The 24,608-nt window shown below is 60.8% G+C and carries 21 protein-coding genes; 10 read left to right on the top strand and 11 right to left on the bottom strand.

What is annotated here, in order from left to right; translation table 11 throughout:
* Positions 1–103 precede the first annotated feature (103 nt).
* From thrC to ffh, 9 genes are all read right to left on the bottom strand, one after another.
* Complete coding sequence (gene thrC / locus SGN16_RS05365) at positions 104–1,513, bottom strand: threonine synthase (RefSeq protein ID WP_335943469.1); 1,410 nt, start codon at positions 1,511–1,513, stop codon at positions 104–106.
* A 103-nt stretch (positions 1,514–1,616) separates the two neighbouring features.
* Positions 1,617–2,921 carry a homoserine dehydrogenase gene (locus tag SGN16_RS05360; protein ID WP_210642995.1) on the bottom strand — a complete coding sequence of 435 codons (1,305 nt, stop codon included), beginning with the start codon at positions 2,919–2,921 and terminating at the stop codon, positions 1,617–1,619.
* 131 nt (positions 2,922–3,052) lie between these two features.
* On the bottom strand, positions 3,053–3,784 hold the full coding sequence (locus tag SGN16_RS05355) for a DsbC family protein (RefSeq protein ID WP_210642994.1): 732 nt from the start codon (positions 3,782–3,784) through the stop codon (positions 3,053–3,055).
* A gap of 357 nt (positions 3,785–4,141) precedes the next feature.
* Positions 4,142–5,038, bottom strand: coding sequence for a site-specific tyrosine recombinase XerD (gene xerD, locus SGN16_RS05350; protein WP_335943468.1), 897 nt, complete (start codon positions 5,036–5,038; stop codon positions 4,142–4,144).
* Positions 5,039–5,170: 132 nt separating this feature from the next.
* Positions 5,171–5,521, bottom strand: coding sequence for a 50S ribosomal protein L19 (gene rplS / locus SGN16_RS05345; protein WP_003175895.1), 351 nt, complete (start codon positions 5,519–5,521; stop codon positions 5,171–5,173).
* Between the two features lie 45 nt (positions 5,522–5,566).
* Positions 5,567–6,340, bottom strand: a complete 774-nt coding sequence (gene trmD / locus SGN16_RS05340) for a tRNA (guanosine(37)-N1)-methyltransferase TrmD (protein WP_170845966.1) — start codon at positions 6,338–6,340, stop codon at positions 5,567–5,569.
* A complete protein-coding gene (rimM, locus tag SGN16_RS05335) occupies positions 6,322–6,858 on the bottom strand; it encodes a ribosome maturation factor RimM (RefSeq protein WP_058544503.1) in 537 nt (178 codons plus the stop codon). Before rimM ends, trmD begins: the two co-directional genes overlap by 19 nt.
* A gap of 5 nt (positions 6,859–6,863) precedes the next feature.
* Positions 6,864–7,115, bottom strand: a complete 252-nt coding sequence (rpsP, locus tag SGN16_RS05330) for a 30S ribosomal protein S16 (protein ID WP_003198088.1) — start codon at positions 7,113–7,115, stop codon at positions 6,864–6,866.
* Between the two features lie 251 nt (positions 7,116–7,366).
* The gene (gene ffh / locus SGN16_RS05325) at positions 7,367–8,743 is read right to left on the bottom strand and encodes a signal recognition particle protein (protein WP_003198085.1); all 1,377 of its coding nucleotides are present in this window, start codon (positions 8,741–8,743) and stop codon (positions 7,367–7,369) included.
* A gap of 205 nt (positions 8,744–8,948) precedes the next feature.
* On the opposite strand from ffh, the gene ccsA reads away from it, so the two are divergent.
* The 8 genes from ccsA (at position 8,949) to cmoB (ending at position 18,455) form a co-directional block, all read left to right on the top strand.
* On the top strand, positions 8,949–9,761 hold the full coding sequence (ccsA, locus tag SGN16_RS05320) for a cytochrome c biogenesis protein CcsA (RefSeq protein ID WP_210642992.1): 813 nt from the start codon (positions 8,949–8,951) through the stop codon (positions 9,759–9,761).
* Positions 9,762–9,773: 12 nt separating this feature from the next.
* A complete protein-coding gene (locus tag SGN16_RS05315) occupies positions 9,774–11,015 on the top strand; it encodes a transporter associated domain-containing protein (RefSeq protein WP_210642991.1) in 1,242 nt (413 codons plus the stop codon).
* A 413-nt stretch (positions 11,016–11,428) separates the two neighbouring features.
* Positions 11,429–12,742 carry an MFS transporter gene (locus SGN16_RS05310; protein ID WP_210642990.1) on the top strand — a complete coding sequence of 438 codons (1,314 nt, stop codon included), beginning with the start codon at positions 11,429–11,431 and terminating at the stop codon, positions 12,740–12,742.
* Positions 12,743–12,961: 219 nt separating this feature from the next.
* On the top strand, positions 12,962–15,376 hold the full coding sequence (gene lon / locus SGN16_RS05305) for an endopeptidase La (RefSeq protein ID WP_246883079.1): 2,415 nt from the start codon (positions 12,962–12,964) through the stop codon (positions 15,374–15,376).
* 199 nt (positions 15,377–15,575) lie between these two features.
* Positions 15,576–15,968 carry a protease inhibitor I42 family protein gene (locus SGN16_RS05300; protein ID WP_116831528.1) on the top strand — a complete coding sequence of 131 codons (393 nt, stop codon included), beginning with the start codon at positions 15,576–15,578 and terminating at the stop codon, positions 15,966–15,968.
* Positions 15,969–15,970: 2 nt separating this feature from the next.
* Positions 15,971–16,606, top strand: coding sequence for a lysoplasmalogenase (locus SGN16_RS05295; RefSeq protein WP_210642988.1), 636 nt, complete (start codon positions 15,971–15,973; stop codon positions 16,604–16,606).
* A 152-nt stretch (positions 16,607–16,758) separates the two neighbouring features.
* On the top strand, positions 16,759–17,502 hold the full coding sequence (cmoA, locus tag SGN16_RS05290) for a carboxy-S-adenosyl-L-methionine synthase CmoA (RefSeq protein WP_335943420.1): 744 nt from the start codon (positions 16,759–16,761) through the stop codon (positions 17,500–17,502).
* Positions 17,499–18,455, top strand: a complete 957-nt coding sequence (gene cmoB / locus SGN16_RS05285) for a tRNA 5-methoxyuridine(34)/uridine 5-oxyacetic acid(34) synthase CmoB (RefSeq protein ID WP_335943419.1) — start codon at positions 17,499–17,501, stop codon at positions 18,453–18,455. The genes cmoA and cmoB overlap by 4 nt, the downstream gene beginning before the upstream one ends.
* 125 nt (positions 18,456–18,580) lie before the next feature.
* On the opposite strand, the gene tadA is transcribed toward cmoB, so the two are convergent.
* Both tadA and SGN16_RS05275 read right to left on the bottom strand, forming a co-directional pair.
* Positions 18,581–19,078: a tRNA adenosine(34) deaminase TadA gene (tadA, locus tag SGN16_RS05280; protein ID WP_210642986.1), complete on the bottom strand. Its 498-nt coding sequence runs from the start codon at positions 19,076–19,078 to the stop codon at positions 18,581–18,583.
* Positions 19,078–20,454 (bottom strand): multicopper oxidase family protein, encoded by a 1,377-nt coding sequence (locus SGN16_RS05275; protein WP_335943418.1) that lies wholly within the window; start codon positions 20,452–20,454, stop codon positions 19,078–19,080. Before SGN16_RS05275 ends, tadA begins: the two co-directional genes overlap by 1 nt.
* 362 nt (positions 20,455–20,816) lie before the next feature.
* Between SGN16_RS05275 and SGN16_RS05270 the strand changes: the two genes are divergently transcribed.
* Together SGN16_RS05270 and rbbA are read left to right on the top strand one after the other, a co-directional pair.
* Positions 20,817–21,863: an HlyD family efflux transporter periplasmic adaptor subunit gene (locus SGN16_RS05270; RefSeq protein WP_210642984.1), complete on the top strand. Its 1,047-nt coding sequence runs from the start codon at positions 20,817–20,819 to the stop codon at positions 21,861–21,863.
* A 2-nt stretch (positions 21,864–21,865) separates the two neighbouring features.
* Positions 21,866–24,607: a ribosome-associated ATPase/putative transporter RbbA gene (gene rbbA, locus SGN16_RS05265; RefSeq protein ID WP_335943417.1), complete on the top strand. Its 2,742-nt coding sequence runs from the start codon at positions 21,866–21,868 to the stop codon at positions 24,605–24,607.
* The last annotated feature ends 1 nt before the right edge of the window (position 24,608 follow it).

Below are 24,608 nucleotides of genomic sequence, written 5' to 3'. Positions count from 1 at the left end.
TTACCCGCCCATCCCTCCAAGGGCGAAAACCCGGCCAGTTTGGCATGCAGAAACAAGAAAGCCCGTCAGGAGACGGGCTTCAAAATGTGACAGGTTTCAGCGGTCAGAGCGGCTTGCCGCGGTTGCCATGCTGACTGACAAAGGCCTGCACGGCTTTCAGATCGTTAGGCAACACGGTGCAACGCTCATCTCGCTCAAACAAATCAGAAAGATGAGCAGGTAGCTCAAGTGCTTTTCCTACGCCTGCTTTCTCCACAGCTTCTGGAAACTTGACCGGGTGCGCAGTACCCAGGATCACCATCGGGATATCCAGGCTACGACGGCACTCACGGGCGGCTCTCACGCCGATAGCAGTGTGCGGATCGAGCAATTCACCGCTCTGCTCGAACACCTCGGCAATGGTTTCGCAAGTTTGCGCATCGTCCACCGCCAGGGAATCGAACAGCTTGCGCGCTTCGGTCCAGCGTTCAGGCTCGACACTGAAACCACCGCCCTGGCGGAAACTGTCCATCAGGCCGGCAATGGCCGCGCCATTGCGCCCGTGCAGGTCGAACAGCAAGCGCTCGAAGTTCGACGAGACCATGATGTCCATCGAAGGCGACAACGTAGCGTGCAGGGTTTCCTTGACGTACTGGTTACCGCTCATGAAGCGATGCAGGATGTCGTTGCGATTGGTGGCGACGATCAATTGATTGATCGGCAGCCCCATGTTGCGCGCCAGGTAACCGGCGAAGATATCGCCGAAGTTGCCGGTAGGCACCGAGAACGACACCGAACGGGCCGGGCCACCCAGTTGCAGGGCCGCATGGAAGTAATAAACGATCTGGGCCATGATCCGCGCCCAGTTGATCGAGTTCACTGCCACCAGCCGCGTACCCTTGAGGAAGCTCTGGTCGGCGAAACTGGCCTTGACCATTTCCTGGCAGTCATCGAAGTTACCCTCGATGGCGATGTTGTGGATGTTATCGCCGAAAATCGTCGTCATCTGCCGACGCTGCACTTCCGAGACGCGGTTGTGCGGATGCAGGATGAAAATATCGACGTTTTCGCAATGCTTGCAACCTTCGATGGCCGCCGAACCGGTGTCGCCGGAGGTTGCACCGACAATGACTACCCGCTCGCCACGCTTTTGCAGCACGTAGTCAAGCAAGCGACCGAGCAGTTGCAGGGCGAAGTCCTTGAAGGCCAGGGTCGGGCCGTGGAACAGCTCCAGCACCCATTCGTTACCATTGAGCTGACGCAACGGTGCGATGGCGTTGTGGGAAAAGACACCATAGGTCTCTTCCAGAATCTTCTTGAAATCGGAGTCCGGAATGCTGCCGGCGACGAACGGACGCATCACCCGGAAGGCCAGCTCGTGATACGGCAGGCCAGCCCAGGAGGCAATTTCTTCCTGGGTGAAACGCGGCAGGTTTTCCGGCACATAGAGGCCGCCGTCGGTAGCCAGGCCAGCCAACAGGACATCTTCGAAATTCAGGGCCGGTGCCTGGCCGCGGGTGCTGATATAGCGCATGGGGCAAACCTTCGGTTTGGGCTTCAAGCTTCAGGCGACAAGCGGCAAGTGAGAAGCGGCTCGGCTTCTACTTGCAGCTTGCGGCTTGGCGCTTGCCGCTAAATTAATTCAAATGTTCAACGCGGATACGGACCACCGGGCCATCGACGCCCTGGAGCGCCTCCAGCGCCTTGATCGCATCGTTGATGCGCTGCTCGACCACACGGTGGGTCAGCAGGATCATCGGCACCAGGCCGTCGTGCTCCTCGACTTCCTTCTGCATGATCGACTCGATGTTGATGCCGCGCTCCGAAAGGATACTCGCCACTTGGGCCAGGACACCCGGATGGTCCTTGGCCTGGATACGCAGGTAGTAGGCACTTTCGCATGCTTCGATCGGAAGAATCGGATGATCCGACAACGAATCCGGCTGGAACGCCAGGTGCGGCACCCGGTTCTCCGGATCGGAGGTCATTGCGCGAACCACATCCACCAAGTCGGCCACCACCGAGGACGCCGTCGGTTCCATACCGGCACCGGCACCGTAGAACAGGGTCGAGCCGGCGGCATCACCATTGACCATCACCGCGTTCATCACGCCATTGACGTTGGCGATCAGGCGGTCAGCCGGGATCAGCGTCGGATGCACGCGCAGCTCGATGCCACTGGCGGTGCTGCGGGCCACGCCCAGGTGCTTGATGCGGTAGCCCAAGGCTTCGGCGTAGTTCACGTCAGCGGTGGTCAGCTGGGTGATGCCTTCGGTGTAGGCCTTGTCGAACTGCAATGGGATACCGAAGGCGATGGACGCCAGGATCGTCAGCTTGTGCGCTGCGTCGATACCTTCCACGTCGAAGGTCGGATCGGCCTCGGCATAACCCAGGGCCTGAGCTTCGGCGAGCACGTCCTCGAAGGTGCGACCTTTCTCGCGCATCTCGGTGAGGATGAAGTTGCCAGTACCGTTGATGATCCCGGCCACCCAGTTGATGCGGTTGGCCGACAGGCCCTCGCGGATCGCCTTGATCACTGGAATACCACCGGCCACGGCGGCTTCGAACGCAACGATCACGCCCTTCTCGCGAGCCTTGGCGAAAATCTCATTACCGTGAACGGCGATAAGCGCCTTGTTCGCGGTGACCACATGCTTGCCATTCTCGATGGCCTTGAGTACCAGCTCGCGGGCAACGGTATAGCCGCCCATCAGCTCTATGACGATGTCGATCTCAGGGTTCGTGGCCACTTCGAAAACATCGTTGGTAATCGCAATACCGGTCGTTTGGAACTGAGGCTTTGGCGTGCGCATGGCAATTTGTGCCACTTCGATTCCACGCCCGGCACGCCGAGAAATTTCCTCGGCGTTACGCTGAAGTACGTTGAAGGTGCCGCCACCGACGGTACCTAACCCACAGATGCCTACTTTGACCGGATTCACTCTTGACTCCCCATGAAACGGCCGACGCAAGGTCGGCCGTGAAATACAGCCGCGCAGTAACGCGACTCAGTGTTTAACGGCCCGACGAAGGTTTCGCCGAGCCGATATCTTCAGAAACGGACCACTCATGATCATTTCGCGCCAAGGGCCAGTTTGGCGACTTGTGGCGCCGGCTGGTAGCCCGGAATTACCTGACCATCGGCCAAAACAATCGCTGGCGTACCGTTCACACCTATTGACTGGCCAAGGGCAAACTGCTTGGAAACCGGGTTCTCGCACTTGGCGGCCTTGATTTCCTTGCCGTCGACCATCTTGTCCATCGCCGCTTTCTTGTCCTTGGAACACCAGACCGCCTGCAGCTGTTCGTCACCCGGCGAGCCCAGGCCCTGGCGCGGGAACGCAACGTAGCGCACTTCGATGCCGCGCTTGTTCAGCTCCGGCACTTCGGCGTGAAGCTTGTGGCAATACGGGCAGGTGGTATCAGTGAACACCGTGATGTGGGACTTGGTTTCACCGACCGCAGGGTAAACCACGGTTTCGGCAACCGGAATGCCGTTGATCAGTTTGGAAATGCCCTGGCGCTCGGTGATCTCGGTGAGATTGACCGGCTTGCCGTCCTTGAGCTCGAACAGGTTGCCCTGGACGATGTACTGCCCGTCGGCGCTGGCATACAACACGCGGCTGCCCTTGAGCTTGACTTCATACAGGCCGGCCATGGGGCTGGCAGAGATGGCTTCGATCGGCACTTCGAGCTGAAGGTTTTCCAGGCTCTTGCGGATAGCCTTGTCGGCCGCGTCGTCGGCAATGGCAAAGGTACTGGCCAACGCAATGGCGGCGGCGGTGAATAGCTGGATCAAACGCATGGGAACTCCTGAGGCGAACAAATGGGACGGGGAAACGCCGACCCGCAGATTCGGGTTCCAGCCGCCCACTGTGCAAACCGGCAAAGCCTACCACATAAGGCCCGCATGGCCGAATGCCGGTGATACAAGGCATAGGTAGATGCTTTTTCTATGGGGAGCGGCTTGCTCGCGAAAAGACCAGTACCTGCCGCATCAATGTCGGCTGACCCACCGCTATCGCGAGCAAGCTCGCTCCCACAAGGGATCTGTGGTGAATACTGGATCGGCGAACATTGCTCAACCCCGTGGGAGCGAGCTTGCCCGCGATGGCGGCGGCCCCGACAACAAGCTCGCGCTCATAATAAGTCGCCCTGGGGTTTACCCGCGCGGGTGATGCTTGGCGTGCAGGTCCTGCAACCGCGCCCGGGCCACGTGCGTATAGATCTGGGTAGTGGACAGGTCGCTGTGCCCCAGCAGCATCTGCACCACGCGCAAGTCGGCACCATGATTGAGCAGGTGCGTGGCGAAGGCATGGCGCAAGGTGTGGGGCGAGAGGGATTTGCTGATCCCGGCCACCTTGGCCTGGTGCTTGATGCGGTGCCAGAAGGTCTGGCGGGTCATCTGCTCGCCGCGCTGGCTTGGGAACAATACGTCACTGGGGCGCCCACCCAGCAGCTCATGGCGCGCATCGCGCATGTAGCGCTCGACCCAGACGATGGCCTCTTCACCCATCGGTACCAGGCGCTCCTTGCTGCCCTTGCCCATCACCCGCAGCACGCCCTGACGCAAGTTGACCTGCTCCAGCGTCAGGCTGATCAACTCGGTGACCCGCAGGCCACAGGCGTACAAGACCTCCAGCATCGCCCGGTCGCGCTGACCGATGGCCTCGCTGAGGTCCGGCGCCGCCAGCAATGCCTCGACATCGGCTTCCGACAAGGACTTGGGCAGGGGCCGCCCCAACTGCGGCATTTCCACTCGCAGGGTCGGATCTACCGAGATCAGTTTTTCTCGCAGCAAATAGCGATAAAACCCACGCAGACCAGAGAGAAACCGTGCCGTTGAGCGCGGTTTGTAGTTCTGCTCAAGACGCCAGGCCAGGTGATCGAGGATCAACTCCCGCCCGGCATTGGCCAGTTCCAGGCCTTTTTCCTGCAACCAACCATTGAACAGTGCCAGATCGCTGCGATAGGCATCACGGGTGTTATCCGACAGGCCCTTCTCCAACCACAGGGTGTCGAGAAACTGATCTATCAGCGGGTGATCGATGGCTGGCATAAAAACTCATGAAGGATGCGAGCACAGGCTGCATCGAAATGGAAAATGAAGACAGGCAGAGTGCGCAAAGAGCAAATCGCAGGCAACAAAAAAGCAGCCCGCAGGCTGCTTTTTTTGCATCGGAAGCTGGACTTAAGCCAGTTTTTCCTTGATGCGAGCTGCTTTACCGGACAGGTCACGCAGGTAGTACAGCTTGGCTTTACGCACGTCACCGCGACGTTTCACAGCCATGCTGTCGATTTGCGGGCTGTAGGTCTGGAAAGTACGCTCTACGCCAACACCGTTGGAGATTTTACGAACAGTGAAAGCACTGTTCACACCACGGTTACGCTTGGCGATAACGACACCTTCGAACGCTTGCAGACGCGAACGGTCGCCTTCCTTCACTTTCACCTGAACGACAATGGTGTCGCCCGGGGCAAAGGTAGGGATTTCTTTGGTCATCTGCTCTGCTTCGAGTGCAAGGATGATTTTGTTAGTCATGCTGTGCTCCTAAGGCAAGTCATCGGACTTACCATCGATACGTTGTTAACTATCGTCCCGCTCGCGGATGTATTCCTCGAGCAGCTTCTTCTCTTCTCCAGAAAGCGAGCGGCTTTCCAGAAGATCGGCGCGTCGTTCATAGGTCCGACCAAGGGACTGCTGTAAACGCCAACGCCGGATGTGCGCGTGATTGCCACTTAGCAACACGTCGGGAACACGCTGATCCGCATACACCTCCGGTCGGGTGTAGTGCGGGCAATCCAGCAGACCATCCGTAAAGGAATCTTCCTCAGCGGAATCTGCATGCCCTAAAGCTCCAGGCAGCAGTCGTGTAACCGCATCGATCAGGACCATCGCCGGCAGCTCGCCGCCAGACAGTACATAGTCGCCAATCGACCACTCTTCATCGACATGAGCTTCAATGAAACGCTCGTCAATGCCTTCATAACGGCCGGCAATCAGGATCAATGCATCCGAATTCGCCAGCTCGCGTACCGCCGACTGAGTCAGCTGGCGGCCTTGGGGCGACAGGTAAATCACCTTCGCACCCTCCCCGGCTGCGGTTCTGGCCTGAACCAGAGCGTCTTCCAGGGGCTTGATCTTCATCACCATGCCCGGACCACCGCCAAACGGGCGATCGTCCACAGTGTGATGTCGATCCGTGGTGTAGTCCCGCGGATTCCAACAGGTGAGCTGCAACAGCTCCTGTTTCACCGCGCGGCTGGTTATGCCGTACTCGCTGATGGCGGAAAACATCTCGGGAAACAATGTGATGACTTCAACGCGCAAATTAGCCACGTTTAGAAATCCGCATCCCATTCCACCTTCATCTCGCCTGCCGCAAGGTCGACGGCCAACACGCATTGCTCGGTATAGGGCAACAGGCGTTCGCGATCATCCAGGCTGCCGACGCAAGGCTTGACCACCATGACATCGTTCGAACCGGTCTCGAGCAGGTGATCGATTTTCCCGAGCAATTGCCCAAGGTGGTCGATGACCTTCAGACCCACCAGCTGGTACCAGTAGTACTCGCCGTCGGTCAGTTCAGGGAACAGGTTGCGTGGCACGCAGATCTCGTAACCGGCCAGAAGACGCGCTTCTTCACGATCATCGAGACCCTTGAGCTTCGCGACCAGGAACTTGTCGTTCCCGCGTCCGCTGACCAGCTCAACCTGTTTCACGCTACCTTCGCGCTTGAGCGTCCAGGTTTTGTAGTCCAACAGGTTTTTGATCGGATCAGTAAAGGAATACACCTTCACTTCGCCGCGAACGCCATGAACAGAATAGATCTTGCCGACAACGATCAAATCATCAGCATCTTTTGGCGTCGCGTTCATATTGCTCAGGCCGCAGCCTTAGCCGATTCCTTCAACAACTGAGCAACGCGCTCAGAAGGTTGTGCACCAACGCTCAGCCAGTAGGCTACGCGCTCTTGGTTCACGGACAGACGAACTTCCTGACCACGGGCAACAGGGTTGAAGAAACCAACCTGTTCCTTGTGGGAACCGTCACGCGGGTTGCGGCTGTCGGTTACGGTCAGGTGGTAAAACGGGCGCTTTTTGGAGCCGCCAAGGGCAAGACGGATTGTTAGCATGTGAACATCGTTCCTGTAGTCGGTGCTGCAAATCTAAATGCACAGCGGGCATAGGTGCCCGAAAGGCCGCATATTCTAAGGAATATCCGGACTTTTGCAAATGTCTTTTTCCGGCGCCTATCGGCATGCCTTTCAGATCTGCCATGAAGCCGTCGTTGAAAACGGCCGGTCAGCGCCCGCCGATGGCGGGTTGGCTGGAGATCCCACGTCCCCGTGGGCAGCACCGGCATGACTGCCGGCGCCTGGATTCTTTACATCTTGGGCATGCCGCCGCCGGGCAACATACCGCCCATGCCGCGCATCATCTTGGCCATCCCGCCTTTGGCGGAGAATTTCTTCATCATCTTCTGCATCTGCTTGTGTTGCTTGATCAAGCGACCGATGTCCTGCACCTGGGTGCCGGAACCCATGGCGATACGGCGCTTGCGCGAGCCGCTGATCAGCTCAGGGTCGCGGCGCTCGGCCGGGGTCATGGAGTTGATGATGGCTTCCATCTGCTTGAACTGCTTTTCAGCCGCGCCCTGGGCGTTGCCCATCTGCGCCAGGTTCACGCCACCGATGTTCGGCAGTTTGTCCATGAGCCCGCCGAGGCCGCCCATGTTCTTCATTTGTTGCAGCTGGTCGCGGAAGTCTTCGAGGTCGAAGCCCTTGCCCTTCTTCAGCTTCTTGGCCAGTTTGTCGGCCTTGTCCTTGTCGAGGGTCTGTTCGGCCTGCTCGATCAGGCTGAGCACGTCGCCCATGCCGAGGATGCGCGAAGCGATACGCTCGGGGTGGAACGGCTCGAGCGCTTCGCTCTTCTCGCCCATACCGATGAACTTGATCGGCTTGCCGGTGATGGCACGCACCGACAGCGCGGCACCGCCACGGGCATCACCGTCGACCTTGGTCAGGATCACACCAGTCAGCGGCAGGGCATCACCGAATGCCTTGGCGGTGTTGGCCGCATCCTGGCCGGTCATGGCGTCGACCACGAACAGGGTTTCCACCGGGTTGATCGCGGCATGCAGCGCCTTGATCTCGCCCATCATCTCTTCGTCGATGTGCAGGCGACCGGCGGTATCGACGATGACCACGTCGATGAATTTCAGTTTTGCTTCTTTAATAGCCGCCTGGGCGATGTCCACCGGCTTCTGGCTAAGGTCGGACGGGAAGAACGTCACGCCAATGTCGTTGGCCAGGGTTTCCAGCTGCTTGATGGCTGCCGGACGATAGATGTCCGCGGACACCACCATCACCGACTTTTTCTTGCGTTCTTTAAGGAAGCGCGCCAGCTTGCCGGCCGTCGTGGTCTTGCCCGCGCCTTGCAGGCCGGCCATCAGCACCACGGCAGGCGGCACAGCGCTCAGGTTGAGGTCTTCGTTGGCCGCACCCATCAGGCTTTCGAGTTCGGCCTGGACGATCTTCACGAACGCCTGGCCCGGCGTCAGGCTGCGCGACACCTCGGTGCCGACGGCACGTTCCTTGACCGAATTGACGAAGTCCTTGACCACCGGCAGGGCGACGTCGGCTTCGAGCAACGCCATGCGCACTTCGCGCAGGGTGTCTTTGATGTTGTCCTCGGTCAGTTTCGCCTTGCCGGTGACATGGCGCAGCGTCTGCGAGAGACGGTCGGTTAGGTTTTCAAACATGCGCGATCCTTTCAGGCCCAGATAAGACCGGGATAATGGCGGCCCAGACCGTGAAAAATGTGCTCGGCGAGCCTGCGGCGTGGGCAGGTCGCGGATTATAGCGAAGAAGCGTGCGACGTACACCTCGCTGTCGGTTGTGGTGGTCTTTCGTGCGGTGGGGGTTTATGCCAAACTCAGCGCCTTTCGGGCCTGCCTAACAGGATTTATGCTCCCCTTGTCACCCAGCTTGCTTGCCACTCTCGCCGCCGCTTGCCTTTATGCCGCTGCGACTTTCTATCAAGGCACCCGCCTGGCCACTGGAGCCAAGGCGAACAAACGCCTGCTGGTCACGCTTGGCGTGCTGGCGGTGCTCGGCCACGCGGCCAGCCTTTATACCCATTTGATGACGCCAATCGGCCTGGGCCTGGATTTTTTCAACGCCGCCAGCCTGATCGCCGTGGCCGTGATCGCCCTGACGCTGGTGGCCTGCTCGCGCATCCCGGTGGAAAACCTGCTGGTGCTGCTTTTCCCGCTGGGGCTGACCACGGTGCTGTTGGCGCAGTTCGCGCCTTCGGGCACGGTGCAGATCATCGACGAAGAGCCCGGCATCCTGGCCCACATCCTGCTGTCGATCCTTGCCTACGGCCTGTTCACCATCGCGGTATTCCAGGCCTTGCTGCTGCTGGTGCAGGACCACCAGCTCAAGCACAAGCACCCGTCCGGGCTGATCCGCAATTTCCCGCCGCTGCAAACCATGGAAAGCCTGCTGTTCGGCTTCCTCTGGGCTGGCTGGACCCTGCTGTCGCTGTCGCTGATCTCCGGCTGGCTGTTCGTCGAGAACCTGTTCGCCCAACACCTGGTGCACAAGACCCTGTTGGCCTGCCTGGCGTGGGTGGTGTTCAGCGTGTTGCTATGGGGCCGCAACCGGCTCGGCTGGCGTGGCCATAAAGCGATTCGCTGGACCCTGGCCGGTTTCTGCCTGCTGATGCTGGCTTACTTCGGCAGCAAGCTGGTCCGTGAATATATCCTGCATATCTGACGGACGGCCCTGATGGAAACGTTACCCGCGGGGCCGCTGCTTGCTGTGTTGGTCGTGCTGATCCTCTGGTCGGCCCTGTTCACCGCAATCGAAACCGCCCAACTGCACCTGCTGGCCCAACGAAAGGCCTCGCGCGCCAGCGACAAACCGCTGGTGACGTTGAGTTTCCCCCGGGACAGCCTGATTCTGTGCAATACCCTCTGCCGCACCCTGGCCGTGGTGATCGGCACATTGCTGGGGATTTTTACCTGGCTGGAAAACGGCCCCTGGGCGGCTTGGCTCGGCACCAGCGCGGCCCTGCTGATCTTCGCCGATTATTTGCCACGGACCCTGGCCATCCGCCAACCCGATGCGGTGCTGGCACTGGGCAATGCCCTGCTCGGCGTCCCCTTGAAGATTCTTTATCCGTTTGCCTGGCTATTGAACGGCATCAGTCAGTTGCTGCTGCGCCCATTTGCCCGCAGGCGCAGCGAAGTACAGCAAAGCGACGACGAAATGCCCGCGCCACCGCGCAACGAGCATGAACCGGAGCACCACGGCAGCCGGTTGCACACGATGTCCGGCATCCATGCCCTGGACAACATTACCGTCAACGACATCCTCCTGCCCCGCAGCGAGGTCGATGGCATCAACCTCGACGACCCCATTGGCGACATCATTGAACAGTTGCGCCTGAACCGTCGCACGCGCCTGCCGGTGTTCCACAGCGACATCAACCAGGTCGAAGCGGTGCTCAACACCCGCCAGATCCGCCATCTGCTGGCGGACGCGAGCCTGACCAAGGAAGCGCTGCTCGCTGCCTGCCACGAGCCTTACTTCGTGCCCGAAAGCACGCCATTGCAGCTGCAATTGTTGAATTTCCACAAGCAGCAACGGCGCCTGGGCATGGTGGTGGACGAATATGGCGAAGTACTGGGTATCGTTACCCTGGAAGACATCCTCGAAGAAATCGTCGGCGAATTCGAAAGCGAGCACAGCCTCGCCAACCCCCACGTCCATCCCCAGCCCGATGGGCGCTTGATCATCGATGGCGCCGCATCGATCCGCGAACTGAACAGAACGCTGGGCTGGCATCTGCCTTGCGACGGCCCCAAGACCCTCAACGGGCTGGTGACCGAAGCCCTGGAAACCATCCCGGAAAGCCCGGTATGCCTGAAGATCGGTCGTTATCGACTGGAAATCATCGAAACTGTAGACAACCGCGTCAGCCAGGTGCTGGTGTGGCATAACAGTTCGGTGCCTGCCGCTTCCTGATTCCCAACAGGCTCAAGGTGAAACACCGTTGTGGCGAGCGGATTTATCCCCGCAGGGCTGCGAAACAGTCCCACAAAGACAATGCGCTGAGCCTGATGCAGCTGGGCTAGCAGGTTGGGGCCCGCTGCGCGCCCCAACGGGAATAAATCCCCTCGCCATAAAAGCTCGTTCCGGCGTCAATACATATTGTCGATTCGTTAGCCCCCTTCCTATACTCAAGCCGCTTACCCAGCCCCGTCCGAACCCTGTGCTTACCCAGCACTCAGCCGGTTCCGGCCAACGCATCGGCAAAATCCGCGTCAGCCTTGCGACTGTTCCTACCTGAAACAGCGACAGGACACCCGCCCACATCCTTGGGTGTTCGACCATAATAATTCGCTCCAACGGAGCACATGACTGTCAGGGATAACTGCATGACGACCACCACCTGCAACGAGGCTGTGTCGGCCCAGCCGACGAACTCTGCCACCCGCGTGGCGACCGCGAGTTTTATCGGCACCGCCATCGAGTTCTACGATTTCTATGTCTACGCCACCGCCGCCGCCCTGGTGATCGGACCGGTGTTCTTCCCACAAACCTCAGGTACGGCACAAATGCTGTCGTCCTTCCTGACCTTTGGCATCGCCTTCCTCGCCCGCCCACTGGGCTCGGCGCTGTTCGGCCACTTCGGCGACCGAATCGGGCGCAAGTCCACGCTGGTGGCGTCCCTGTTGCTGATGGGCGTGTGCACCACCCTCATCGGCGTGCTGCCCGGTTACGCCAGCATTGGCGCCTGGGCACCGATCCTGCTGTGCCTGCTGCGTTTCGGCCAGGGCCTGGGGCTAGGCGGTGAATGGGGCGGCGCGGCACTGCTCGCCACCGAGAACGCGCCCAAAGGCAAACGCGCCTGGTTCGGCATGTTTCCCCAACTGGGGCCATCCATTGGCTTCCTGGCAGCCAACGGGTTGTTCCTGACCCTGGCCATGACCCTGGACGACGAGCAGTTCCGCTCCTGGGGCTGGCGGATTCCGTTCCTGCTCAGTGCCGTGCTGGTGATGGTTGGCCTCTATGTACGGCTCAAGCTCCATGAAACCCCGGTATTTGCCAACGCCATGGCCCGCCAGGAGCGAGTGAAGATCCCGTTGCTCGAGCTGTTCAGCCAGTACTGGGCGCCGACATTGCTGGGCGCGGCGGCAATGGTGGTGTGCTACGCACTGTTCTACATCTCGACGGTGTTTTCCCTGAGCTACGGTGTGTCGACCCTCGGCTACAGCCGCGAAACCTTCCTGGGCCTGCTATGTTTTGCCGTGCTGTTCATGGCCGCCGCTACACCGTTGTCCGCCTGGGCCAGCGACCGCTACGGCCGCAAACCGATATTGATCATCGGTGGCGTGCTGGCGATTGCCTCGGGTTTCCTCATGGAACCCTTGCTGACCCACGGCTCGACCGGCGGCGTCGCACTGTTCCTGTGCATCGAGCTGTTTCTGATGGGCGTGACCTTCGCCCCCATGGGCGCCTTGTTGCCGGAGTTGTTTCCGACCCACGTGCGCTATACCGGCGCGTCGGCGGCCTACAACCTGGGCGGCATCGTCGGCGCCTCGGCGGCGCCATTCTTCGCCCAGAAACTAGTGGCGATGGGCGGCTTGAGCTATGTGGGTGGCTATGTGTCGGGGGCTGCGGTGCTCAGCGTGATCGCGGTGCTGTGCCTGAAAGAAACACGCCATAACGATTTGAACAGGGTCGCCTGAACGAAAGACTGACGCGAACCCGCAGGAGTTACCGCTGGCTGCGATCTTTTGACCCTTCGCTGAGACTCAAGCGTCAGGGGAAAGATCGCAGCCTCGCTTCGCTCGGCAGCTCCTGCTGGGCAGAATCGGCCAATGAAATAACAGCTAACAAACGCCCACCATTGAAACCACCCCCCACCTGCCCCATCTAAGACCCATACTCCATTGCGCAGGTGCCCCATGAGCGACCAGCACTCTACTGAAGCCGCGAACGAATACGCTGACTCCGAACACATCGAACACACCGCTTCCGGCACCGGCCTGGCGCTGCCCGGCCAGAACCTGCCGGACAAGGTCTACATCATTCCGATCCACAATCGTCCGTTCTTCCCGGCCCAAGTGTTGCCGGTCATCGTCAATGAAGAACCGTGGGCCGAAACCCTGGAACTGGTGGCCAAGTCCGACCATCACTCCCTGGCGCTGTTTTTCATGGATTCGCCCCAGGAAGACCCACGCCATTTCGACACCTCGGCGTTGCCGCTGTATGGCACGCTGGTCAAGGTGCATCACGCCAGTCGCGAGGCGGGCAAGCTGCAGTTCGTTGCCCAGGGCCTGACCCGCGTGCGCATCCGTACCTGGCTCAAGCACCATCGGCCCCCCTACCTGGTGGAAGTCGAATACCCGCACCAGCCGAGCGAACCGACCGACGAGGTCAAGGCCTACGGCATGGCGCTGATCAATGCGATCAAGGAACTGCTGCCGCTCAATCCGCTGTACAGCGAAGAGCTGAAGAACTACCTCAACCGCTTCAGCCCCAACGACCCTTCACCGCTGACCGACTTCGCCGCGGCACTCACCTCCGCTACCGGCAGTGAATTGCAGGAAGTACTCGACTGCGTGCCCATGCTCAAGCGCATGGAAAAAGTGCTGCCGATGCTGCGCAAGGAAGTCGAGGTGGCGCGGCTGCAGAAAGAGATTTCCGCCGAGGTCAACAACAAGATCGGCGAACATCAGCGCGAGTTCTTCCTCAAGGAGCAGCTCAAGGTCATCCAGCAGGAGCTGGGGCTGACCAAGGACGACCGCAGCGCCGATATCGAACAGTTCGAGCAACGGCTGGAAGGCAAGGTGCTGTCGGCCCAGGCGCAGAAGCGTATCGAAGAGGAGATGAACAAACTCTCCATCCTGGAAACCGGCTCTCCGGAATACGCCGTTACCCGCAATTACCTGGATTGGGCGACCTCGCTGCCGTGGGGCGTGTACGGCCAGGACAAACTTGATCTCAAGCATGCGCGCAAGGTGCTCGACCAGCACCACGCCGGCCTGGACGACATCAAGGACCGTATCCTGGAATTCCTCGCCGTCGGCGCCTATAAAGGCGAGATCAGCGGCTCCATCGTGCTGCTGGTGGGCCCGCCGGGTGTGGGCAAGACCAGCGTCGGCAAGTCCATCGCCGAATCCCTGGGACGGCCGTTCTACCGTTTCAGCGTTGGCGGGATGCGCGACGAAGCCGAAATCAAGGGCCATCGGCGTACCTACATCGGTGCCCAGCCGGGCAAGCTGGTGCAGGCGCTAAAAGATGTCGAAGTGATGAACCCGGTGATCATGCTCGATGAGATCGACAAGATGGGCCAGAGCTACCAGGGCGACCCGGCGTCGGCCTTGCTGGAGACACTCGACCCGGAACAGAACGTCGAGTTTCTCGATCACTACCTGGACCTGCGCCTGGATCTGTCGAAAGTGCTCTTCATCTGCACCGCCAACACCCTGGACTCGATCCCCGGCCCATTGCTGGACCGGATGGAAGTGATCCGCCTGTCGGGCTATATCACCGAAGAAAAAGTCGCCATCGCCAAGCGCCACCTGTGGCCCAAGCAACTGGCCAAGGCTGGCGTGTCCAAGGCCAGCCTGAGCATCAACGACAGCGCCCTCAAGGCCCTGATCGACGGCTACGCCCGTGAAGCCGGGGTGCGGCAGTTGGAGAAACAACTGGGCAAACTGGTACGCAAAGCCGTGATGAAGCTGATCGACGACCCGCAAGCGGTGATCAAGCTCGGGCCGAAAGACCTGGAGGCCTCCCTGGGCAAACCGGTGTTCCGTAACGAGCAGGTGCTGTCCGGCGTCGGGGTGATTACCGGCCTGGCCTGGACCAGCATGGGCGGCGCGACCTTACCCATCGAAGCCACGCGCATCCACACCCTCAATCGCGGCTTCAAACTGACCGGGCAATTGGGGGACGTGATGAAAGAGTCGGCGGAAATCGCCCATAGCTACGTCAGTTCGCACCTGAAGCAATTCGGCGGCGATCCGAAATTCTTCGACGAGGCCTTCGTTCACCTGCACGTACCGGAAGGCGCCACACCCAAGGATGGCCCAAGTGCCGGGGTCACCATCGCCAGCGCCCTGCTGTCCCTGGCCCGTAACCAGCCACCGAAAAAAGGCGTGGCCATGACCGGTGAACTGACCCTTACCGGACATGTACTGCCCATCGGCGGTGTGCGCGAGAAAGTGATTGCGGCGCGGCGGCAGAAAATCAACGAGCTGATCCTGCCGGAAGCCAACCGGGGCAACTTCGAAGAGCTGCCGGACTACCTCAAGGAAGGCGTCACGGTGCACTTTGCCAAGCGGTTTGCGGATGTGGCCAAGGTGCTGTTCTGATAGTTATATAGCGGCTGTACCGGCCTCATCGCGAGCAAGCTCGCTCCCACAAAGGACTCTTGTGAACACCACAAGTCCCTGTGGGAGCGAGCTTGCTCGCGATGGGGCCCTGACAGACAACACATACTCCACCTGACACACCCAGTAGCATCTTCGGTTATGCTCGCCGTTCGTCGTGAATGCCGGAGCCATCACCCTTATGTCCATCACCCGCCTGCTCATCCCCTTGAGCCTCGCCCTGCTGAGCGCCTGCGCCACGCAAAGCGGACGCAACGTGACCGTGGAAAAACTGAGCCAGTGCCCGGTGCGGCTCAATAACGGGCAGAACCTGATTTTGAGCTTGCCGAGCAACCCCACCACCGGTTATCGCTGGGCGATCCAGGATTCGGCCGGCGGCGTGCTCAAAGGCCTGGGCCCCGAGGTTTATCGCAACCCGGAAGACGCCGGCATCGTCGGCGCCGCCGGGGTCTCGACCTGGCGCTTCCAGGCGTTCAACGCCGGCACTGGGCGTCTGCGCCTGACTTATCAACAGCCCTGGGCTCCGGAAGTACCACCCGTGGAAACCTTCGACTGCGCCATTGCGGTGAATTGACCGTGGGTTGGCTGATCCTTGCACTGATGGGCGCAGCCACTTACCTGTACGGCCTGGCCATGCACGCCACGCTGCTGTGTCTGCTGGTCAAGCCTATGCCGGTGCTGGCCCTGCTCGGTTGGCTGCACGATGCGCCGCCAGGCGAGTATCGGCGCTGGATCAGCCTCGGGCTGATTTTTTCGCTGGTGGGCGATGTGCTGCTGGCCTGGCCGGGGGATCTGTTCGTGTTCGGCCTTGGCGCGTTTCTGCTGGCGCACCTGGCTTACCTGAAAGCTTACCTGAGCGACTGTCACCGCCCGGCGCTGTTGCCATTGGCCCTGGCGTTGGGCATCGGCGCGGTGCTGCTGGGGATCCTGGCCTCGAACGGTCTTGGGCCGTTGCTGGTGCCGGTGATTGTCTACGGCCTGGCCATCAGCGCCATGCTCTGGCGAGCGTTGGCGCGGCTGGGCACCGATGTGCCCAAGCGTTCGGCCTGGCTGGCCGCCATCGGGGCGCTGGCGTTCGTTTTCTCCGACAGTCTGATCGGCATCAACCGCTTCGTGGCGCCCTTCCACGCCGCGCCTTACCTGATCATCGTCAGCTATTGGCTGGGGCAATGGGGGATTACGGCGTCGGCGTTCACCCGAAAGCCGCACTGAGCCAAATAATGTGGGAGCGAGCTTGCTCGCGATAATGGTCTGTCAGTCAACATTATGGCTGGCTGAACCATCGCTATCGCGAGCAAGCTCGCTCCCACCGGTTTTTTGGTTAAAATGCCGGCCTTTTCACCACCCATGCCGCTGGAACCGCCGTGAGCAAAGAACCCGATCGCCTATTCGCCCACCCCCTGGCCCAAGTGCCGGACTTCGCCTTCAACGAGGACGTGGTGCGGGTGTTTCCGGACATGATCAAGCGCTCGGTGCCGGGTTACCCGACCATTGTCGAAAACCTCGGTGTGCTCGCCGCCCAATTCGCCCAGCCGGGCAGCGTGCTCTACGACCTGGGTTCGTCCCTGGGTGCGGTGACCCAGGCACTACGCCGCCATGTGCGCACCGACGGTTGCCGTGTCATCGCTGTGGATAACTCGGCGGCCATGGTCGAGCGCTGCCGCGAATACCTCAACGGCCAGGACTCGATGTTCCAGGAGCTGCTGCCCGTTGAAGTGATCGAAGGCGACATCCTCGCCCTGACGTTCCAGCCGGCCTCGGTGGTGGCACTGAATTTCACCCTGCAATTCATCGCGCCGGACCAGCGCACCGCATTGTTGAGCCGCATTCGCCAGTCGCTGCTGCCCGGCGGCGCCCTGATCCTGTCGGAAAAACTGCGCTTCAACGATGCCCAGGAGCATGCGCTGCTCACCGACCTGCATGTGGCGTTCAAACGCGCCAACGGCTACAGCGAGCTGGAAATTGCCCAGAAACGCAGCGCCATCGAAAACGTCATGAAGCCCGACAGCCTTGAGGAACACCGCGAACGCCTATTGGCGGCCGGGTTCTCGAAAGTCGTGCCGTGGTTCCAGTGTCTTAACTTCGCCTCGTTGATTGCCCTGCCATGATTGATCTATCCCCCCTCGCCCGCCATCTGGCCGGCACGCCCCTGGCCGATTGGGCCACGACGCTGCAGACGCAACTCGACAGCAAAATGGAAAAGGGCCACGGCGACCTGGAGCGCTGGCAGAGCGCCCTCGATGCCTTGCCGGTGCTGCAACCCAGCGAAATCGACCTGCTGAACGGCCTGACCCTCGACACCGATTGCTCAGACGAAACCCGTGCCCAGATGCGTACCGCACTGATGGGCCTGTCGCCATGGCGCAAAGGGCCGTTCGACCTGTTTGGCGTGCACGTGGACACCGAATGGCGCTCGGACTGGAAGTGGTCGCGGGTGGCGCCGCACCTGGATCTCAAGGGCAAGCGCATCCTCGACGTGGGCTGCGGCAATGGTTACTACATGTGGCGCATGCTGGGTGCCGGGGCCGACACGGTGATCGGCGTCGACCCCAACTGGCTGTTCTTCTGCCAGTTCCAGGCCGTGCAGCGTTACCTCGCGCAGCCCAACGCCTGGCACCTGCCGTTTCCGTTCGAGGCCTTGCCGCCGGAGCTGGAAGGCTTCGACACGGTGTTTTCCATGGGCGTGTTCTACCATCGCCGCTCGCCGATCGAGCATCTGCTGGCCCTCAAGGACTGCCTGGTCAAGGGTGGCGAACTGGTGTTGGAAACCCTGGTGATCGAGGGCGATGAACATCAGGTGCTGGTCCCCGAGGACCGCTACGCGCAGATGCGCAACGTGTGGTTCCTGCCCTCGGTACCGGCCCTGGAACGCTGGCTGCGCCGCGCCGGGTTCAGCGACGTGCGTTGTGTGGACGTAAGCCTGACCACCGTGCAGGAGCAGCGCAGCACCGAGTGGATGAAGTATCAGTCGCTGAGTGACTTCCTCGACCCCGCCGACCATAGCAAAACCATCGAAGGGCTGCCGGCGCCGATGCGGGCGGTGATAGTGGCGCGGAAATAGCCCCAAGCCTTCCAGGCACTGAAAATCATTGTGGGGGCGAGCTTGCTCGCGATAGCGGTCTGTCAGGCAACATCTTTCTTGGATGTCAGGCCGTCATCGCGAGCAAGCTCGCTCCCACAACAGGTTCAGTCTGTAGGCTTGGCTCTGCGGGCCTTGAAGAACTCACTCAACACCGCACTGCACTCGTCAGCCAACACCCCGCCCTCGAACATCACCCGGTGATTCAGGAATCCCTGACTGAAAAACTGCCCCTGGCTCTGGACGATACCGGCCTTGGGCTCCAGGGCGCCGTAGACGACCCGGGCGATGCGCGAGTGGACGATGAGGCCGGCGCACATGCTGCACGGCTCCAGCGTCACGTAGAGGGTACTGCCGGGCAGGCGATAGTTGCTCACGGCCTGGGCAGCGGCGCGAATGGCGACCATTTCCGCATGGGCGCTGGGGTCGTGGCCGCTGATCGGGCAGTTGAAGCCGCGCCCAATGATCTCGCCGTCCTGCACCAGCACCGCGCCCACCGGTACTTCGCCCAGGGCCGCACCTTGGGCGGCGAGGGCCAGGGCTTCGCGCATGAAGTCCTGGTCACGGCTGCGGTCGATGATTCTGGCGGGACGAATCTGGCGCATCACGCCACCTCGATGGCGGCCATCAGGCCGGTTTCCATGTGGTCGATCACATGGCAATGGAACATCCACACCCCTGGGTTATCCGCTACCAGCGCCACCTGCGCCCGCTCGTTCTTGCCCAGCAGGTAGGTGTCGGTGAAATACGGGATGACCTTGTGCCGGTTGGACGCAATCACCTTGAAGCTCATGCCATGCAGGTGGATCGGATGCTGGTACTGAGTCATGTTCTTCAATTCGAAAATGTAGCTCTGGCCTTTTTTCAGCGTAGCGATTGGCCGGTCGGCGCAGGTCTTGTCGGTAATGTCCCAGGCCTTGCCGTTGATCTGCCACAGGCTCGGCGGCTTGCCGTTGTCGACATTGACCGATACTGAACCGACCCATTCGAAATTGAAGTTGAGTTTCTCGGCATTGGCCAGGTCCGGCTCGGACACCGGGTTGGCGGGCAGCGCCGGCGGCCATTGGCCCGGCGCATCCGTGTTGGCCACCGAACGCAGCGTTCCCAGGCGCACCGGGCCATTGCGCAACGACAGCTCTTCCCCGGCCGGCGGCGCCTTGATCGCCAGGCAAATGCGCATGCCCGGGCCAAGCCAGTATTCCTTGCCCAACGGGCGCGGTTCGATGGGGTTGCCGTCCAGCGCATAGATATGCGCTTCGACGCCCGGAATATTGATCCGGTAGGTCAGGGTGTTGTCCAGATTGAGCAAACGCACCCGGGTGATTTGCCCGGCCGGCAGGTCAATCACCGCTTCTGGTACGCCGTTGATGGTCGCCAAGCGCCCGGCCGTCCCGCCACGGGCCGCTTCACGGGGAATGCTGAAGGCCACGAACTGGCCCTGCTCATCCACGTGCCAGCTCTTGAGGCTCAGAGTCTGCTCGTATTTGAAGCCGGTGGGCTCGCGCTCCTCGATGATCAGCGGCCCCACCAACCCACGCCCGAGCTCTTCGCTGCTGTTGACGTGGGGGTGATACCAATAGCTGCCGGCGTCCGGCACACGGAATTTGTAATCGAAGTACTCACCCGGCAGCACCGGCAGTTGCGAGACATACGGCACGCCGTCCATCTCCAGCGGCAAACGGATCCCGTGCCAGTGAATGGTGGTGGCGACCGGCAGGTGATTGATGAAGCGCACCCGCAACCATTCGCCCTGGCGCACCCGCAATTCGGTACCCGGTGCCGACGGACCGAAGGCCCAGGCCTGGGTCTTGTGCCCGGCCACCAGTTCGACGTCCAGGGGTGCCGCGATCAATTCATAGTCGTGACCGGCCTCGGCATCGGCACGCTTGCCCAACCAGTAGCGCGACGCGCCTCCCGCACCCACGCCAACGACAACAAGACCGGTCAGGCCACCGAGTATTTGGCGACGGGTAAAGGACATGAACGCAAGCACCTCTTGAATCCGCGACGGACCGGTGGGCCCGCAAAAGGCGAATACGATACACCCGCAGATGAGAAACAGTAAGGGCTGCAAAAATGAAAAAAACCTTAGGGAACATATCCACAGGACTATCTCCCTCCGCATCCATCGGCAACGACAAGTAGGCGCTCAATTGATTGATAAAGATCAACGCCATGCCCCTCAGTTAATGGGCAACATCCAAAGGAACAGGCTGACTTGGTTATTCACAGGACGCCTTTGATGGAAGCGCGCGGTCCGATTTCCTTCTCGCCGTTCGACAGGTACATGCTCACAGCCCAATAAACGCTTGACGTGCTCACTCCGCGCCCAAGGATCTGATCGTGACGACCACCCCGAGTAACGATGCAAAACCTTCTTGGCGGCGTGTTGCCGCAAAGGTCCTTCTCGTTCTTGTCATAGTCCTGGCAGGCGGTGCTGGCGGCGCTTGGTACTGGTGGAAGGGCCAGCAGGGCAAACTGCCAGAGGGGCTGGTATCAGGGAATGGGCGCATCGAATCCGACCAAGTCGACATTGCCGCGAAGTCGGTCGGGCGCATTCAGGAGGTGCTCGTCCGGGAAGGTGACCTGGTCATGGCGGGACAAGTGCTGGCGCGCATCGATACCACGGAACTGCAGGCCCAACGCGCCAAATACGCTGCCGATGTGGCATCAGAGCAGGCCTCGATGCTCGAGGCGAAGGCGACTGTCACTCAACGGCAGGCAGAACTGGCGCTCAAGAAAGCCAAGCTTGGCCGGGCGCTCAAGCTCGTCGAGACCGGCGCGATCAGTCAGGACGACCGCGATCAGGCACAAAGTGAAAACGACTCCGCGCGCGCAGTCCTTGATGCCGCGCAGAGGGCCGTGACAGCCCGCGAACGGTCGGTCGCTGCCGCGCAAGCGCTGGTCGATCAGGTCGACGCCCAGATCGCCGATACCCTCCTGCGCGCACCGGTGCGGGGCCGCGTTCTTTATCGCCTGGCCAACCCCGGAGAAGTCCTTTCAGCGGGAGGCAAGGTCCTGACGCTGATCGATCTGTCGCAGATCTACATGGAAATCTATCTTCCCTCCGAGCAGGCCATGCGCGTGCCAATCGGGTCGCAAGGGCGAATTCAGTTCGACGGTGCCGATTTCGCCGTCCCGGCCAAAGTGAGCTTCGTATCGCCAGAGGCTCAGTTCACGCCCAAACAAGTCGAAACCCGCAGTGAACGCGACAAGCTGATGTTCCGGGTCAAATTGCGCATACCGACAAGCCTCATCGAGCGTCACATCGAACAGGTGAAAACGGGGGCTCGTGGCGTCGGCTATGTACGCCTCGATCCGAACCCACCCGATTGGCCGGCCTACCTGCAAAAGCGCATTCAGGATGATCCGGTCGATGCGGGGCCTTGACGATGCCAGCCCGCATACCCTTGATCGCCGATATCCGCGACGTAACCCATAGCTACGGCAAGGTTCGCGCGCTCGATGATGTGTCGCTCCAAGTGCCAGGCGGTCGGATGGCGGGGGTCATCGGCCCTGATGGCGCCGGTAAATCCACACTTCTGGGGCTGATCGCCGGGGCGCGAAAGCTGCAGGCCGGAACGGTCACCGTGCTCGACGGCAGCATGGGAAATGCACGACATCGGCGTTCCGTCTGCACGCGTATTGCCTATATGCCGCAAGGGCTGGGCAGGAATCTCTATCAGGAAATCAGCGTCCGCGAGAACCTGGCCTTCTTTGGTGCGCTTTTCGGTCTGGGCGCGGCGGAATGTGAGGCGCGTACTCGGCGCTTGGCGACCGCGACCGGCCTGCTGCCCTTTCTTGATCGACCGGCGGCAAAACTGTCGGGCGGCATGAAGCAGAAGCTCGGCCTGTGCTGTGCGCTTATTCACGATCCCGATCTTCTTATTCTCGACGAGCCGACGACCGGGGTCGACCCGCTGTCGCGCCGGCAGTTCTGGAATCTCATCGCAGACCTGCGGCGCGAGCGGCCGACAATGAGTGTCATCGTCTCCACCGCCTATATGGATGAAGCGAGCTACTGCGATTGGCTCATCGCGATGGACCACGCAAAAGTGCTCGCCTGCGGCACGGCCGATGAGTTGCGTGAGAAGACCGGTGAACAAGACCTCGAATCCGTCTTTATCGCCCTGCAACCGGGACGAAAGTCCACCTCTGGGCGCCTCGTCATTTCGCCGCGCAAACCGAGCACCGAGCCCCCGGTCATTGTCGCGACCAACCTGACTTGCCGTTTTGGCAGTTTCACGGCTGTCGATCACGTCAGCTTCTCCATCGAGCGCGGAGAAATCTTCGGGTTCCTCGGTTCGAACGGCTGCGGCAAGACCACGACCATGAAAATGCTGACCGGATTGCTGGCGCCGAGCGAAGGGCAGGCCCAGGTCTGTGGAAAGCCGGTCGACGCCAACGACCTGTCGATCCGCCAGCGCGTCGGCTTCATGTCGCAAGCGTTCTCACTCTATGGCGAACTCACCGTACAGCAGAACCTCCTTCTTCATGCCCGCCTTTTTCATCTGCCGGCCGAGCGCGCCAAGGAGCGTATCGCCAAACTCCTGATCGACGTCGGTCTTGTCGACTATGCCGACGCTGGAGCCCATTCGCTGCCGCTGGGGATGCGGCAACGTCTTTCCCTGGCCGTGGCGATCGTGCACGATCCCGAGTTGCTGATCCTCGATGAACCCACTTCGGGTGTCGACCCGCAGGCACGTGACGAGTTCTGGAGGCTGCTGGGCGATCTGTCGCGAAACCGCAATGTCACCATCTTCGTCTCCACGCATTTCATGAGCGAGGCGACGCGTTGCGACCGCATCTCATTGATGCATGCGGGGCGGGTCCTGGTCTGCGACACGCCGCAGAACGTCATCGCCCAAAAAGGCGGCGCCGATCTGGAGGAGGCGTTCATCGCCTATATCGAGGACGCCGAGAGCGCCTCCCACGCGCCCGAAACAGCGCCGGCCCAAGGGCAGATCCTCAAGACCGTCGCGACTTCGTCCCCCAGACGCTCGAACTTCATGCCGCTGCGACGCCTCCTCGCCTATGCCAAATGCGAGACACTGTCGCTGATGCGCGACCCGGTGCGGCTCGTCTTCGCGTTCCTGGGCTCCTTCATCATGCTGTTGATCTTCGGCTTCGGCGTCTCCAGCGACGTGACCAACCTCACCTACGCGGCGTTTGACCACGACAACACGCCGCAAAGCCGGGCCTATCTGGCGAACTTCTCAAGCTCGCCGTACTTCACCGAAAAGACGCCCATCCACAGCGCCGATGAGATGCAACAGCGCCTGAAATCAAACGACATTACCCTGGCCATCGAGATCGCACCGGACTTCGGGCGCCTGGTAAAACGCGGCTCGGACTGGCAGGTCGCAGCCTGGATCGATGGCGCCAACACCTCCCGCGCCGGCACCATCGAGGGTTATGTCGAGCAGGCACACAACCTGTTCACCCAACAGCGAGACCGAGAGTCCAACGCCCCACAGAGCGCAAGCCCGACCACCAGCATCGAGGTCCGCTACCGTTACAACCCGACCGCCGAGAGCATCTATTCAATCGGGCCGGCAGTGCCGGCAATGCTGCTTATGATGTTTCTCGCCATCCTGATGGCTGTCAGCGTCGCTCGCGAAAAGGAGATCGGCACGATTACGAACTTTTACGCCACGCCTACGACGCGACTGGAATTTCTCATCGGCAAGCAGTTGCCCTACATCGGCGTCGGCATGATCAACTTTTTCATCATGACGGCGACCGTGTTATTGCTCTTCAAGGTTCCGATCAAGGGTGACGCGCTCACCCTGGCCCTGGGCGCGTTTCTCTATGTAGCGGCGGCCACCGGCTACGGGCTGTTCATCTCGACCTTCACCTCGAGCCAGGTCGCCGCAGTATTCGCCGGCGCAATACTGTCGTTGCTGCCGACCATGCAGTTCTCCGGGATGATGCAGCCTGTCTCGACGCTGGAAGGCGGTGCACGCCTGATGGGGTCGCTGTGGCCCACCAGCTACTACATGCATATGAGCGTCGGCGCATTCACCAAGGGGCTTGGTTTCAGCGACATGACAACCGACCTGCTGACACTGACCCTGTTTTGTCCGGTCTTCCTGTTGCTATCCGCGCTGTTCTTGCGCAAACAGGAGAACTAAC

Source organism: Pseudomonas sp. G166, from assembly GCF_037027455.2.
Lineage (GTDB): Bacteria > Pseudomonadota > Gammaproteobacteria > Pseudomonadales > Pseudomonadaceae > Aquipseudomonas.
This window is presented reverse-complemented; position numbering and strand designations above follow the sequence as displayed.